Source organism: Bilophila sp. (assembly GCF_057864385.1).
Genome location: NZ_DBMAFI010000007.1, coordinates 19,538 through 33,547, shown reverse-complemented (window position 1 = coordinate 33,547; position 14,010 = coordinate 19,538). Strand labels below are relative to the sequence as shown.

The 14,010-nt window shown below is 55.4% G+C and carries 12 protein-coding genes; 3 read left to right on the top strand and 9 right to left on the bottom strand.

The genetic code is table 11. The annotated features are described in order from the left end of the window. Positions 1-6 precede the first annotated feature (6 nt). From ACZM8Y_RS03565 to ACZM8Y_RS03540, 6 genes are all read right to left on the bottom strand, one after another. Positions 7-789, bottom strand: coding sequence for a class I SAM-dependent methyltransferase (locus ACZM8Y_RS03565; protein ID WP_308771061.1), 783 nt, complete (start codon positions 787-789; stop codon positions 7-9). A 66-nt stretch (positions 790-855) separates the two neighbouring features. Then, on the bottom strand, positions 856-1,524 hold the full coding sequence (locus tag ACZM8Y_RS03560; RefSeq protein ID WP_482333065.1) for a thermonuclease family protein: 669 nt from the start codon (positions 1,522-1,524) through the stop codon (positions 856-858). Continuing rightward, complete coding sequence (locus tag ACZM8Y_RS03555) at positions 1,524-1,811, bottom strand: hypothetical protein (protein ID WP_302552590.1); 288 nt, start codon at positions 1,809-1,811, stop codon at positions 1,524-1,526. The genes ACZM8Y_RS03560 and ACZM8Y_RS03555 overlap by 1 nt, the downstream gene beginning before the upstream one ends. A gap of 396 nt (positions 1,812-2,207) precedes the next feature. Further along, positions 2,208-2,594, bottom strand: coding sequence for a YgiW/YdeI family stress tolerance OB fold protein (locus ACZM8Y_RS03550; RefSeq protein ID WP_302552591.1), 387 nt, complete (start codon positions 2,592-2,594; stop codon positions 2,208-2,210). Between the two features lie 766 nt (positions 2,595-3,360). Continuing rightward, positions 3,361-3,753 (bottom strand): hypothetical protein, encoded by a 393-nt coding sequence (locus ACZM8Y_RS03545; protein WP_479859107.1) that lies wholly within the window; start codon positions 3,751-3,753, stop codon positions 3,361-3,363. A gap of 16 nt (positions 3,754-3,769) precedes the next feature. Next, entirely contained in the window at positions 3,770-4,330 is a 561-nt protein-coding gene (locus ACZM8Y_RS03540; RefSeq protein WP_483971752.1) for a hypothetical protein, read from the bottom strand. Positions 4,331-4,508: 178 nt separating this feature from the next. Here ACZM8Y_RS03540 and ettA point away from each other — a divergent pair, with 178 nt between their 5' ends. Beyond that, complete coding sequence (gene ettA / locus ACZM8Y_RS03535; protein ID WP_302552594.1) at positions 4,509-6,191, top strand: energy-dependent translational throttle protein EttA; 1,683 nt, start codon at positions 4,509-4,511, stop codon at positions 6,189-6,191. A gap of 89 nt (positions 6,192-6,280) precedes the next feature. Here the strand turns inward: ettA and fabD are convergent, their stop codons facing one another. From fabD to glpX, 3 genes are all read right to left on the bottom strand, one after another. Further along, positions 6,281-7,228 (bottom strand): ACP S-malonyltransferase, encoded by a 948-nt coding sequence (fabD, locus tag ACZM8Y_RS03530; protein ID WP_482333073.1) that lies wholly within the window; start codon positions 7,226-7,228, stop codon positions 6,281-6,283. 8 nt (positions 7,229-7,236) lie between these two features. Next, the gene (locus ACZM8Y_RS03525; protein WP_308771054.1) at positions 7,237-7,683 is read right to left on the bottom strand and encodes a hypothetical protein; all 447 of its coding nucleotides are present in this window, start codon (positions 7,681-7,683) and stop codon (positions 7,237-7,239) included. Positions 7,684-7,772: 89 nt separating this feature from the next. After that, positions 7,773-8,756: a class II fructose-bisphosphatase gene (gene glpX / locus ACZM8Y_RS03520; RefSeq protein WP_482333082.1), complete on the bottom strand. Its 984-nt coding sequence runs from the start codon at positions 8,754-8,756 to the stop codon at positions 7,773-7,775. A gap of 180 nt (positions 8,757-8,936) precedes the next feature. Here glpX and hrpB point away from each other — a divergent pair, with 180 nt between their 5' ends. Continuing rightward, positions 8,937-11,480 (top strand): ATP-dependent helicase HrpB, encoded by a 2,544-nt coding sequence (hrpB, locus tag ACZM8Y_RS03515; RefSeq protein WP_487479844.1) that lies wholly within the window; start codon positions 8,937-8,939, stop codon positions 11,478-11,480. Between the two features lie 733 nt (positions 11,481-12,213). Then, positions 12,214-13,869, top strand: a complete 1,656-nt coding sequence (gene argS, locus ACZM8Y_RS03510) for an arginine--tRNA ligase (protein WP_482334855.1) — start codon at positions 12,214-12,216, stop codon at positions 13,867-13,869. The last annotated feature ends 141 nt before the right edge of the window (positions 13,870-14,010 follow it).

The window sequence follows — 14,010 nt, the reverse complement described above, 5'->3', positions numbered from 1 at the left end:
CATTCATCAAGGCCGGGATGGTGCCCCTTCACGGTTGGCCTCGGGCTGGAGTCCCGCATAAACTTTGAATGCTTTCTCTTTGGCGCGAAGGAATAAAGGCGTCAGAGGGACACGCGGCATGGTGTCGATGCAAATGCCGAGATAGCCCCCGATGGGAAGCGGCGTTTGGAGGCTGTTGAGTTTCCCCCAAAAACCTTCTTTCTTCCATGTGATTGGCGGGCCAAGCAATACGGAGCGGGGGGATAGGGCTGCTTTAGGGCAGATCCGCCTGACCATACGGGCCAGCGACCAGAAGTTCAGGTTATGGCGTCTGTGCCGGAACTCAAGGGTCGGGCGGTACAAGCGCCTTTGTATCTGGTAGAGCGAGAAACTGTTCATAAAACCGATGATGACGCCGCGATGGGAAACTCTGATGGCTTCGCGCAGCACGTCTTCCGGGTTGTCCATATATTCCAATACGGTAAGCAGAGCTACGTAATCAAACTCTTCATCATCAAAAGGAAGATGTTCCGGGTGCCCCAGTTGGAATTCAGCCCGGTTTCCCAGCCGTTCCCTCGCCATGTCGAGCAGTTCGGTGCTTGTATCAAAGCCCGTGACATCAAATCCATAGTGCCAGAGCATTTCCAAAAAGATACCTGCACCACATCCTATGTCCAGAAGCGTATGCCCGCGCCGGGGCCACTGAGAGATCAAGTGTTGAAAAAGGCGGTTTTCCTGAGCGATGGCATAGGTTCCCTCAGGCGTTGCATACCAGTCATGTAGGAATCGGGCTGTTTCGGCGTTCCACATCTTTGCCTCCACGTTTCTGTATTCATGAAGGCAGAGTATCCTTTTGGCGGCGTGCAGGAAAGCCCCTTACTCCGCGGATGGCCAGATACCGCATTGTCTTGCCGGTGCATAGCCAGCCCTGAAAGCCTCTTCAAGATCTGAAAAGCGGACTTGATTTTTTTTTGAAAGAGTAATCGTCCGCAGGCATGGTTGGGAGAAGAAGCGTTTGCTGTTCTTATTGCCTATGTAGGGTTGCTGAGCCTGAGGGCGGGCCAGGACGAACGCCCAACAGCCGGTACGCTTGTCCAGCGCCTCCTTTTGGGCTGCGGTCAGGCGGCGCACCAGTTGGCTGGGGAGGTTCTTATGCGCATAAAAAGAGGCCATACCGTGCAGAAGAAGCTGTTCATTGAGGGAACGCCCGTCGGGAAGGATGATTTCAGCGACGAGCCTTTGATACCTGTCGCGGGACGGCCCGGAAAGCGGGATAACCTTAACCCGCTGCTTCCTTGTCCGTTCGCAGGTAAAGCGCGCCGCCTCGCGGGCATAATATTGGGGCGGAGTGTCCTTGGAACCTTTTTCAGGCGTATCGACTCCGGCAAGGCGGACGCGCTGCCCCGTATCAAGCACAAGCGTGTCCCCGTCCGTACACTGCGTCACGGTGGCTGAAAACAGGCCTTCCGCATGGGAGAAGGTTGTCTGGAAAACGAAAAAAGCCGCCACAAGGACGGCGGAAAGCATTTTGGCAAAGATGTGCATCAAGCGTCCGCAAGCCAGCCGGAGAGGGCGTCCACAATCTTGCGAGCCTGTTCCGCGCTGGAGATGTTGAATTTGGATTTTTGACGGTACTCGCCCCCCGACTTCTGATAACGGCGGATAGCATATTTGTCCGGGCCGTATCCACCCGTTTCCGCGTCGAATTCCTGATAGCGGAAAAGAATAGTTGTCCATGCCCCTTTGGAGAGGATGACCTTGTCCAGCTCCTTGATGATGATCTGCCCGGACTCTTCGTATTCAATAGTGATTTCGTCTGGTGTGCTGCTCATAACAGTCCTTTCGCCACGCTGTTGTTAAAAGAAGGTTCCTCCTAACGCGTTTCGTGGCTATACGCAAGAGCCCAAAATGAAGTGGTCAGAACAGAAGATGGGAATGAGATGGCGAGTCCGTATCCGGCTGGGGCTTTGTCCACTGGATAAAAAATTTCTGTCTGTAATAGGTTAAAATATATTTATATAACTATATAGTTATATAAATATTAGCGGTATTGTTTCAAAAGAGAACATACTCATACGCGTAAATGCCGCTTTAACTGTCAACTTGGCATTTTTTCTTTGGTGGTTAACCCTCTTTTTACCTGAGAAAAAGAGGGGAAGGCTTTTCCTTCCCCTCCATTTCGCTTCAGAACGACAATGTACCCTAAGAGGCTGTTTTGGGATCTTCCGTTACAGGATTTCAAGAACCTTTACGTCAACCTTGGGGGATTCCATAAAGTCCTTGTCCACTTTGCCGGAGAGACGTACTTTGTTCTGGGGAGTAACGGTTCGGCCTGCGAACAGCTCGAAATCGATCTCCACAATCATTTCGCCCGTGGCGTCCTTGAAGATGTATTTGTCGTCGCTGCCGGCAACCCGTTGAGTGATGTTCCCGGTGAGCACGACACGGGCATCGTCCCAGCTTTTTTGAGCTTTGGCTACAGTATCGGCCTCAATGCCGGTAGTGGGGCCTTGGAAACCTCCCCCTTGAGCGGAACTCGGCCCCTGAAAACCTGCTACGGCTATGGTGGGAGCAGCAAGGGTAGCGGCAAGGGCCAACGCGAATAGACGCTTCATGGTTGCTCTCCTATTTTAAAGGGATTGATTCTTTTTAGCTATAACTAAAAACTTGAATATGTCAAGCTGATTGGGGGTAAGCCGGGTCAAATAAAAGGTGTCGATGCAATGTACATAGGTTTTTGATCGTAGCCGTTACGCTTCCGTTTCCGTCCCGCGCATGGCTTAGCACGGTACTGGTCGGATATACATGACCGCACCACAACGACGCTGCGCCGATGGGCGACGCCAGCACTTCAATAACGATATGGCCTTACTGCCCAACGCTTCGGAGTTGGAGAAAGGGCAATGGGAGTATCGGGAGAACCGGCTGTCGTTTGTATGGTCAAAGCGGAGCGTTGATAAGATCAAGGTAGGTACCGATAGATAGGGCTAATACGGTTGCACAGCCGCGCTGACGGCTACAGGCAGAGTGCTCGTGCGACATTCGCATGTTAGGCATAAGCGTTTCCAGCCTTCTATAGCGGAAGGAAGAAGCTGAGGCAGATGCCAAAACGCAGTACGGCCTCTGCTCCTCAAAAATCAAATATGCTTCTGAGGTTAGTGGCAGAAGCGGGAATGAACAAAAGCCCAAAAATCCCACAAAGCTTTCTTTTAGGCTGTGTTAAAGAAAATGGTTGATGCTTTATTCCTTGAAACTACAAAGGGATAACCGGCAAAATGCCTTAGCCGTGGATCCCGCCAAGGGGAAAACTGGAAAAAAGGCTGTATTTTCACCACACTGTGGAGATGAAACAACCACATACTATAACAGAGCCTTCTTTTATTAAATGCCTTCGGCGTATTCGCCGAGCCTGTCAAGCACGTTTTTTCTGTCCCGGTTGCTGTCGGCAAGACAGTGCCTTGCATAAAACGTCTGAAAACCAAGATGGATAAGGAGCCGAGGGGTGTCCCTGACGGCAGGTGCCACTTCCGGGTTGGCGTTTAGCTCTGCTTCAAGTTTTTCCAGGCCCTCTTTCCAACTCTTTCCCGGGTCTTGAGTAAAGCCATCAGACAAAAAGGGGTTGGTAAAGCACATATCGTCAAGGAGTGTGAGATAGGCGGCAACTTTCTTTTGGGCTTCAGCGGTGGGCGTTTCGGCATAGGCCGGTGAGCCCATACAAAGTACGATAATCAGTGCCAGAAAGAGGCACATCCTTTTTCTTTCTTTTATTTGCATTTTGTTTTCATCATCTTTAGTCTTCCAGTACAGCCTCAACGCGCTGGCGCAGTTCGGCTGCTTTACGGATATTGCCTCGTGCATAGCTCCGGCCCATCTGCCACAGTTCACCGATGGCATCCTTAAGGTAGGTCGGGACATCCTTACGCCGCATGGCCTGACGCTGGAGCGTTGTGAGCCTGTTGCGCCATTCGCTGCCCGGATTTTTACTGCCGCACCCGTATATGCATTGCCGAAATACATCAGAGTCTTTGAAATCATCGAAGTCATCCAGAAGGTCGCTGATAGCCTCCCGGACGGTTGCCGTGGCGTCCGATGCTCCCTCTGCCTGCATGGGCGACAGGGAAAACAGAAGTACGATAACGAGGCAGGGTACAAGAAAACGCATCAATATCCCCCATGTAAACGAGAGCGTTGCTCCGAATGCCATCACTGTTTCGTCGCTATCGCGTCTGGAGATGGTCTTACCCGTAGCCTTTTCAATCATGTCGAGCAATAAGACGGCCCACTGTCTGAGGAAGCCGTCAAAGTCGCCTTGGCGAAGTTCGACTGACTGTTTGGCTAACCCAGAAGGCATATTGTAGGAAAGCACAGGAAAGTGCAAATGGCGTATTCCCCAATGGTTGCATAGTGAAGCAAAATAGGGCAAAAGACAATCGGACATCTGTGATTGCACAACATGGCATGGGTTCATCCAGACTCTGCCGTTGAAGTGGAGCGTCCAGCGGCAGGGCCATTTTTTGTAAGGAGATTTCATGAGCAACGAACCTGACAAGATTATTTATTCCATGATCCGCGTGTCCAAGCGTCATGGGCAGCGTGAAGTGTTGAAAGATATTTCCCTTTCCTATTTTTATGGCGCGAAGATCGGTGTTCTCGGCCTGAACGGATCGGGCAAATCCTCCCTGTTGAAGATCCTCGCAGGCGTGGATCAAGCCTTTGAAGGGAAGACCGTGCTGGCTCCCGGCTATACCATCGGCTATTTGGAGCAGGAACCGCTGGTCAACGAAACGCGAACCGTCCGCGAAGTCGTTGAGGAAGGGGCGCAGGAGCTTGTTAATTTGGTCAAGGAGTTCGAGGAGATCAATGCCAAATTCGCCGAGCCTATGGAGCCGGAGGAAATGGATAAGCTCATCGAACGCCAAGGGCAGGTACAGGAACTCATGGACGCGAAGGGTGCATGGGATCTTGACTCCAAGCTTGAGATGGCGATGGATGCCTTGCGGTGCCCTCCGGGTGACACGCCCGTTTCCGTCATCTCCGGCGGTGAAAAGCGCCGTGTGGCGTTGTGCCGCCTGCTGTTGCAGAACCCCGACATCCTTCTGCTCGACGAACCCACCAACCATTTGGACGCCGAGTCCGTGGCGTGGCTGGAACGGTATCTTCAGAATTTCCCCGGTACGGTCATTGCCGTAACCCACGACCGCTACTTCCTCGACAACGTCGCCGGGTGGATCCTCGAACTGGATCGCGGCCGCGGCATTCCGTGGAAGGGCAATTATTCCTCTTGGCTGGAGCAGAAAGAAAAGCGCCTCGCTCAGGAAGACAAGGCTGAGGATGAGCGCCGCAAGACCCTCAAGCGTGAGCTGGAATGGATTCGCATGTCCCCGAAAGGCCGTCATGCCAAGGGCAAGGCGCGCATCAACGCCTATGAGGCCATGCTGAGCCACGAGAGCGAAAAGCGGGCCCCCGAACTGGAAATCTATATTCCTGCCGGGCCTCGTTTGGGCAAAAAGGTCATCGAAGCCGTGGGCGTCTGCAAGGCCCTTGGTGACAAGGAATTGATGGAAAATGTGAATTTCATCATTCCGGCGGGTGCTATCGTGGGCATCATCGGCCCGAACGGTGCGGGTAAGACGACACTTTTCAAGATGCTTGTGGGACAGGAAAAGCCCGATGCGGGTACGCTGACCATCGGCGACACCGTCCAGTTTGCGTATGTGGATCAGCAGCGTGAATCCCTGACGCCGGGTAAGACCGTATATGAGCTGATCAGCGACGGTGCCGAGACGATCAAGCTCGGCAACCGGGAAATCAATGCCCGCGCCTATTGTTCCCGTTTCAACTTTACCGGATCCGATCAGCAGAAGAAGGTCGACGTTCTTTCCGGTGGCGAGCGGAATCGCGTGCATACTGCCCGGATGCTCAAGTCCGGCGCCAACGTCATCCTGCTTGACGAACCGACCAACGATATCGACGTGAACACCATGCGTGCCCTTGAAGACGGCCTTGAAAATTTCGCGGGCTGCGTATTGGTCGTCAGCCACGACCGGTGGTTCCTCGACCGCATCGCTACGCACATTATGGCGTTTGAAGGCGATTCGTCGGTTGTCTTTTTTGACGGGAACTATTCGGAATACGAAGAAGATCGCAAGAAGCGCCTCGGTAAGGATGCGGATCAGCCGCACCGCTTGAAGTTCCGCAAGCTGACCCGGTAAAGAGATTGATCCGATAAAAAGAGAGGGGAGGGCGTTTTTCAACGTCCTCCCCACATCTTTATGTGGATTGCTTCAACTGAGCGGAGGGATTAGGCGAAAGCGTTTACGGCTTCCAGAGAGCCAACAGCCGTAACAGCAACTTCTTCCTCCACCGGAACGGCGTCGAGGATCGGTTTGACCATACGGGAGAGGGTTCCCTTCGGGCCCACTTCAACCCATGAACGGATGCCGTCGTGCCACTGGTTGGCGATCGTATCGATCCACAGAACCGAAGAAATCATCTGGACGGCGGCGAGTTCGCGCAGGCTTTCTCCATCCGTCACCGCCTTACCGGTTACATTGCTGTAAATGGGGAAGCGCGGCTTGGCCCACGTCATCTTGTTGAGCGCCTTGGCGAGTTCCTGTGCGGCCGTATCCATCAGCGGGCTGTGGAATGCCCCGCTGACGGGAAGGGGAACCGCCCGGCCTTTCTTTTCCTTAACAAGCGGGAGGGCCGCCTCCACCGCCGCTTTGTTCCCGCTGATAACGAATTGGGCCGGGGTGTTGTGGTTGGCCACAATGAGGATTTCTCCCGTGGCTTCCGCAGCGGCCTTGGCGATTTCGCTCACGGCTTCGCGGTTGAGCTTGAGGATTGCCGCCATGCCGCCCTTGCCGTCAGGATCGGCGTCCGCCATCAGCTTCCCGCGCAGGCTTACCAATTCAAGGGTCGATTCGAGGGAAAGGGCTCCGGCGGCAGCCAGCGCGCTGTATTCGCCGAGGCTATGGCCGGCGGCGCAGGCGGGAGACAGCTTTCTGGAAAGCGCCTGCCACAGCGTCACATTGACGACCGTCAGCGCGGGCTGGAGGTGCTTGGTATCGGCCATAAGCGCCGCATCGTCGCTTTCCCAGTAGACGGCGCGCAGGGGAAAGCCGCTGATCTGTTCAGCTTTTTTCCAGAGCTCCATGGCTTCTTTCGATGCTTCGGCAACATCGCGGCCCATGCCGGGCTCTTGGGAACCTTGACCGGGGAAAAGAACGGCGGTGGGAACAGTGGACATATTGACCTCTACTTTTTGGGGGTTGGGGCCGGGCTGATGGCCTTGAGCAGGCCGGGAAGATTGCGCCGGACAATGTCGAGTTCGTCGTCGCTCACATTGGGCATTTCAACGGGGGGCTCCTTTGTGATGGCGTCCCCTTGCTGGATGATGGCGACAGCGGCGGCGGCCCGCCCCATAATGCAGAAAAAGCGTTCCGGTTTCCAGCCCGCAGCCTTGATATGCCCGGCGGCGTTCTCGGAATAAAGGAAATCGGGTTCGCCCGCTTCATTGACGATCGGGTGGGCCTTTTCCTTATTGGTTTTGATCCATGCACGGAAACGGGGAAGATCGGCGATAAACTGGTTGAGTTCCTTTTCGGAAAACGGAGGCTGATTGTACAGCGTTTCCGCCGAAGTGGGGAATACTGTCAGCAGGAGCAGCAAACAGGCAAGGCCGAAGCGGAAAAAAAGGGCCATGTATCACGTCTCTTGTTGAAGGGATGGGGCGGCGTCCATACTGCGCCGGGACAAAAGGATAGTGCCCCTTTGTCCCGGCGTATAGTATACTAATCGTATTTGATGGAGCTGATCTGCATGAGCTTGTTCCAGTTGTGATGCGATTCGATATAGCGCATCGTTCCGGTTTTGCTGCGGATAATCATGGAATGCGTAACGGCTCCCTGCCCGGAGAACTGGACGCCGCGCAGGAACGTGCCGCCGGAAATACCCGTGGCCGCAAAGAAGACGTCATCTCCCTGCACCAAAGTATCGGCATCAAGGACTTGGGCAAGGTCGATGCCCGCTTCCTGAATAGCGGCTTTTTCCGCTTCGGACTGGGGATCGAGGCGGGCAAGCATGGCGCCACCCGCGCCTTTGATGGCGCAGGCCGCCAGTACGCCTTCAGGCGTGCCGCCGGTTCCCATCATGACATCGACCTCGGAACGCTGATCCACGGCCATCAGGGCACCGGCGACATCGCCGTCGGTATGCAGCTGGATGCGTGCGCCTACGGCCCGGATTTCCTGAATAAGCTTCTGGTGGCGGGGCTTATCGAGAACGAAGACGACAAGGTCGTTGGTATCCTTGCCCAGCGCTTTGGCAATGAGGCGGAGGTTGACATGGACCGGCGCATCCAGATCGATGACGTCACGGGCGGCTTGGCCGACAACCAGCTTTTGCATGTAGAAGCTGGGGCCGGGGTTGTACATGCTGCCTCCCGGAGCGGCCCCGACGACGGCAATGGCGTTGGGACGCCCATAAGCGAGCAGGTTGGTTCCCTCGACGGGATCCACGGCGATGTCAAGGGAAGGCCCATTGCCCATGCCGATGATTTCGCCGTTGTAGAGCATGGGCGCTTCGTCCTTTTCGCCTTCTCCGATGACGACTTTGCCCGCAATGGGCAGGGAATTGAAGGACAGGCGCATGGCGTCCACGGCGGCGCCGTCTCCGGCGTTTTTGTCGCCGCGTCCGAGCCAGCGCGCGGACGCAAGGGCGGCGGCTTCGGTGACACGGACAAGATCAAAGGCAAGGTTGCGCTCCGGCGCTTCCATAAGGGACATATCGCTCTCCAGAAATATGAATGGTTCATGAACGCCCGGCCTTCCCCGATCCGGTGGCTCAGGCGGTATTCGGAACATAGATCAGGCGAAGCCGCTCTTCAAGGAAAAGCTCGCCACGCGATGGTTGGGAGGCATACTTTCCGGGAAGTGGGATTCATGCTAGAGAGGGACATGTCCAATCATACCAAAGAAGTTCTTCCCATTGAGGCCCTGCTCCCGGATCTGCTTGAAGCATTGGGCGGCGGAACCCGATGTATACTCGAAGCGGCGCCCGGTGCGGGCAAGACGACACGGGTTCCCTTGGCATTGCTCCGGGCCGCGTGGCTCGGCGGCAAAGGCATCCTGATGCTGGAACCCCGGCGCATGGCGGCCCGGAATGCGGCCCGGTATATGGCTTCCCTGCTTGGGGAAAAGGTTGGCCAGACCATAGGCTACCGTGTACGTCTGGATTCCCGGGTGAGCGCGGCTACCCGGATTACCGTGGTGACGGAAGGCGTCTTGACCCGGATGCTTCAAGAAGATCCCGAACTTCAGGGGGTCGGTTGCCTGATCTTTGACGAATTTCATGAGCGCAGCCTGAACGCCGACTTGGGGCTTGCCCTTGCGCTTGATTGCCAACAGGGCCTACGTGACGATTTGCGGCTACTGATCATGTCGGCCACATTGGATTCCGGGCCACTCCTTAAGCTGCTGCAACAGGATTTTCCCGGAGAGGTTCCGGTGTTGCGGAGCAGGGGACGCACGTGGCCTGTGGAGACGTATTACTTCCCACTGCCCCGGACTGATATGCCTATGGAGGCATGGGTTGCGGATGCTGTCCGGCGCGCGTTGCGGGAGGAGGACGGCAGCATCCTTGTGTTCCTGCCGGGAGTGGGTGAAATCCGAAAAGTTGAAGCGTTACTTCAAGGTGTGCGATCGGATACCGTACACCTTTGCCCTCTGTACGGCGATTTGCCCGCAGCGGAGCAGGACGCCGCCATTGCGTCGGTTCAGGCTCCGCTACGGAAGATAGTGCTTGCTACATCCATTGCGGAAACCAGCCTGACGATCGAAGGCGTGCGGGTGGTCATCGACTCCGGCTTGGCCCGCACGGTACGTTTTGACGCGGGGACGGGCATGTCCCGGCTTGTCACGGAGCGTGTATCCCTTGCCAGTGCCGAACAGCGCAGAGGCCGGGCGGGGCGGACGGGGCCTGGCGTGTGCTACCGGCTGTGGCACCAAGGGGACGAAGCGGGAATGGCGGCTCATATACGACCGGAAATACTGGATGCCGACATGGCCCCGCTGTGCCTTGAGCTTGCCGTATGGGGGATAGCCGCTCCTTCTTCCCTGCACTGGCTGGATGAGCCCCCGGCGGAAGCGGTCAATCAGGCCCTTCCATTGCTCCGCAGCTTGGAGGCACTTGATGCGGCGTGGAGGGTGACCGCACGGGGAAAGGTTATGGCCCGCCTCCCCTTGCATCCGCGGCTTGCGCATATGGTTCTTGCCGCTAAAACGCTTGGGCTTGGCAAGGCCGCCTGCCTGTTGGCGGCAATGGCTGATGAGCGTGATCCGCTGCGGTTGCGTGATGCGGATATCCGCCCGCGTCTGGCACTGCTTGAACACGGTCAGGGGACGCCCGCCGTTTTTCGGATCCGGGATGCTGCCCGCCAAATAGGGCGGCTGGTGGATGCGGCGGGTGAATCGCCGTACCGGAATCCTGTGAATATACCGGAAGAGGAACAAGCCGGTGTCTTGCTCGCCTTGGCGTACCCGGATCGCCTTGCCCAGAAACGGAGCCGGGGCAGTTACCGTATGGTCAACGGGCGCGGCGGCTTTCTGGACGATACGGATTCGTTGGCTGACGAGCCTGTGTTGGCTGTAGGGGCCGTCAACGGCGGTTCCGGTAATGTGCGTATTTGGCAGGCTGCGCCGCTTTCTCAGGAAACGGTTGAGACTTTATATCATGCCCAGTTTACCGAAACCGAAGAAGTTGTGTGGGATAGCCGGGAGCAGGCAGTGGCGGCGCGCAGGCGCGTGAGTTTCGGCGCATTTATTCTGAAAGAAGCTCCTTTGAGAAGCGGCGGGTCTTCCCTTGCGGATCGGGTGGCACAAGCGGTGCTTTCGGGAATCCGGGAACTTGGATTGGCCTGTTTGCCGTGGACGGACGAATTGCAACAGTGGCGGCTGCGCGTCGAGCTGCTGCGGTCTGTGGACAAAGGCGGAGACTGGCCCGATATTTCGGAAGAAACGCTCTTAGCAGGTCTGGAAGACTGGCTTATCCCCTTTTTACAAGGCATATCACGGCGTTCTCAGTTCTCGAAAATCGATCTGGCGGCGGCCCTTCACGCGTTGCTCCCTTGGCGCAAGCAACGTGAGCTTGATGTGATGGCCCCCACCCATATGGAAGTCCCCTCAGGCTCCTTTGTCCGTCTGCACTACGAGGCATCAGCGGAAGGGATTGTACCAGTCCTTGCGGTTAAGCTCCAAGAGATGTTCGGTATGCAGGGATCTCCTGCGGTAGCTGAAGGGAAGGTTCCGGTTCTTGTCCATCTCTTATCCCCTGCGGGCAGGCCCTTGCAGATCACCCGCGATCTCAAAGGATTCTGGAAGAATGGATATCCAGCCGTCAGAGCGGAAATGCGGGGGCGGTACCCGAAGCATCCATGGCCTGAAGATCCTTTTGCAGCCCTCCCTACGCGGCTGACGAATCGGCGCCTTCAGAACCGATCGTAACGTGAGGGGATTACCTAAGAACTGCTGACAGCCCGTAGCCTTTTTACATGGAAAGGAAAATTTCCATCGGGAGGGAGGGGCCAAGAGGTTATTTTCTAGGTTGCATCGTCGTATAGTATTTAACTATTTTAAATTATTGTAAATATTTTGTAGCCTTAAAATAGTTAAATAGTTTCAAATTATTATATTTAATTGCTGACACGACCCAGGCGGTTGATTCTCAACGCACATTTTACAGCAGCTACTATTTTTAATGGAAATCTGTCAGGTGTACTTAGATGAGATGTTAATATGTCCGGTGGGTTTTGGAAAGAGTGGGGTAGCGTAAGTTACGCTGACCGGTTGAGGCGTGGGAAAGTGTTTTGGCAGTGTCATAGGAAACAGTTGATGTTTTATTCCTTGAAATCCCAAAGGAATAACTCATAATATGCCCTAATCATGGAGTTCATCAGCAGAAAAACTGGATAAAAAATCTGTATTTTCAGCATACTACTGAAATAAAACAGTCATACTATGCCGAGCCGGTGTTTTTAGAGCGCTTCTTTCCACCATGTTCCAAGAGGAGAGCTTAAGGATAGTTTGTTTCGGAAGGGTGCTCTTCTTTTTTCCGTTTCAGTTGCCCCGTAAGGCCGCGGGCAGTCCTCAAGACAGCTTACTTTACTTTTGCGGGTGTTGCGGTAGAATAACCGCTTTACGTCTATCTTTATTAACCGTTCCGATTTCGAGGTATTACATGCGCGCCGAACAGCATCTTGAGGCTTCTTTCAGGGCTGTACTGAAAAATATGAACCTTCCTTGGCCGGACAAGGCCGTCATCGAACCTTCCAAAGATCCCAAGCACGGCGATCTGGCTTCCAACCTGGCGTTGGTATCCGCCAAGGCCGCAGGGATGCCGTCGCGCGAGCTGGCCGCAAAAATGGCTGAAGCCCTGCGGAATGAGGATACTTCGTTGGCCTCTGTCGAAGTGGCCGGCCCCGGTTTCCTGAACGTGACGTTCAGCCCTGAATTCTGGCGTGAAACGATCCGGCGCATTGATGCCGCCGCCGATCGTTTTGGGCAGTCTACTGTTGGAGAAGGCTGTAAGGTACAGGTGGAGTATGTTTCGGCTAACCCCACCGGCCCTCTCCATATCGGTCATGGACGAGGTGCGGCGGTGGGTGATACCTTGGCGCGTATCCTCCGTTTTGCCGGTTATGACGTCACAACCGAATATTATATCAACGACGCTGGCCGTCAGATGCGGCTCCTTGGCCTTTCCATTTGGCTGCGGGCCAAGGAACTTGCCGGGATAGCTGTGGAATGGCCTGAAGATTACTATCGGGGCTCCTATATCATTGATATTGCGCGCGAGATGATGGACAAAGATCCGGGGCTGACCTCGCTTCCCGATGCGGAAGGGCAGGATAGGTGTTTTGCCTATGGCATGCAGACTATCCTCGACGGCATCAAGGAAGACTTGCGGGAGTTCCGGGTTGAGCATCAGGTGTGGTTCTCGGAACGCTCTCTTGTTGAGCGTGGTGCGGTTGAGGAAACCTTTGAGCGCCTGAAGAAAGCGGGCCTGTCTTTTGAAAAGGACGGTGCCTTGTGGTTCCGTACGACGGATTTTGGTGACGACAAGGATCGTGTCCTGCGCAAGTCCGATGGTTCGCTGACGTACTTCGCGTCGGATATCGCCTACCATGATGATAAGTACCATCGCGGCTTTGATCGTGTGGTCGATGTCTGGGGCGCGGATCATCATGGGTACGTTCCCCGCATGAAGGCGGCGGTTCAGGCCGTTGGCCGGAAGGCGGAAGATCTTGATGTTGTGCTCATCCAGCTTGTGAATTTGTTGGAGAACGGTACGCAGGTGGCCATGTCCACGCGCGCCGGGCAGTTTGAAACCTTGGCCGACGTGGTCAAGGAAGTGGGTGTGGACGCCGCGCGATTCATGTTCCTGTCCCGCAAGAGCGACAGCCATCTGGATTTCGACCTCGCTCTGGTGAAACAACGTTCCATGGACAACCCGGTTTATTATGTCCAGTATGCCCACGCGCGGGTGCAATCCGTGTTGCGGAAGGCCGCCGAGGTGGGGCTGGCGCTGCCTGAAAAGCCGGATCTGGCACTGCTGGCGCCCCTTTCCGAAGCGGAAGATCTGGCTCTACTCCGCTTCCTTGATCGGTTTGAAGATGTGGCCAGAGGTGCAGCACAGGCACTGGCTCCGCATCACGTCAGCTATTATTTGATGGATCTTGCCGGGATGCTGCACAGCTACTATGCCAAACATCCCGTCCTTCAGGCAGGTGCTCCTGAGTTGGCCTTGGCTCGTCTTGCGTTGCTCCGTTCCGTGGGGCAGGTGGTAAAAAATGGTCTTGAACTTCTTGGCGTAAGTGCTCCTGAAAGCATGTAGGGGGATCACCTTGCCCTCAGCCGAACCCACGGCCAGTGGGTTCGGCCTTCCGGTTCCCCCACTTGAGACGCCATTCAGACAGCAGGGTAGAATATGTCTCTGATGCCATTTTCCAGTCGCTCTTCGTCGCGCTCATCCGGG

What these genes read in the sequence shown, in the direction of transcription:
- ACZM8Y_RS03565 (WP_308771061.1), bottom strand. Translation starts at nt 789, where the DNA reads ATGTGGAACGCCGAAACAGCCCGATTCCTACATGACTGGTATGCAACG.
- ACZM8Y_RS03560 (WP_482333065.1), bottom strand. Translation starts at nt 1,524, where the DNA reads ATGCACATCTTTGCCAAAATGCTTTCCGCCGTCCTTGTGGCGGCTTTT.
- ACZM8Y_RS03555 (WP_302552590.1), bottom strand. Translation starts at nt 1,811, where the DNA reads ATGAGCAGCACACCAGACGAAATCACTATTGAATACGAAGAGTCCGGG.
- ACZM8Y_RS03550 (WP_302552591.1), bottom strand. Translation starts at nt 2,594, where the DNA reads ATGAAGCGTCTATTCGCGTTGGCCCTTGCCGCTACCCTTGCTGCTCCC.
- ACZM8Y_RS03545 (WP_479859107.1), bottom strand. Translation starts at nt 3,753, where the DNA reads ATGCAAATAAAAGAAAGAAAAAGGATGTGCCTCTTTCTGGCACTGATT.
- ACZM8Y_RS03540 (WP_483971752.1), bottom strand. Translation starts at nt 4,330, where the DNA reads ATGCCTTCTGGGTTAGCCAAACAGTCAGTCGAACTTCGCCAAGGCGAC.
- ettA (WP_302552594.1), top strand. Translation starts at nt 4,509, where the DNA reads ATGAGCAACGAACCTGACAAGATTATTTATTCCATGATCCGCGTGTCC.
- fabD (WP_482333073.1), bottom strand. Translation starts at nt 7,228, where the DNA reads ATGTCCACTGTTCCCACCGCCGTTCTTTTCCCCGGTCAAGGTTCCCAA.
- ACZM8Y_RS03525 (WP_308771054.1), bottom strand. Translation starts at nt 7,683, where the DNA reads ATGGCCCTTTTTTTCCGCTTCGGCCTTGCCTGTTTGCTGCTCCTGCTG.
- glpX (WP_482333082.1), bottom strand. Translation starts at nt 8,756, where the DNA reads ATGGAAGCGCCGGAGCGCAACCTTGCCTTTGATCTTGTCCGTGTCACC.
- hrpB (WP_487479844.1), top strand. Translation starts at nt 8,937, where the DNA reads ATGTCCAATCATACCAAAGAAGTTCTTCCCATTGAGGCCCTGCTCCCG.
- argS (WP_482334855.1), top strand. Translation starts at nt 12,214, where the DNA reads ATGCGCGCCGAACAGCATCTTGAGGCTTCTTTCAGGGCTGTACTGAAA.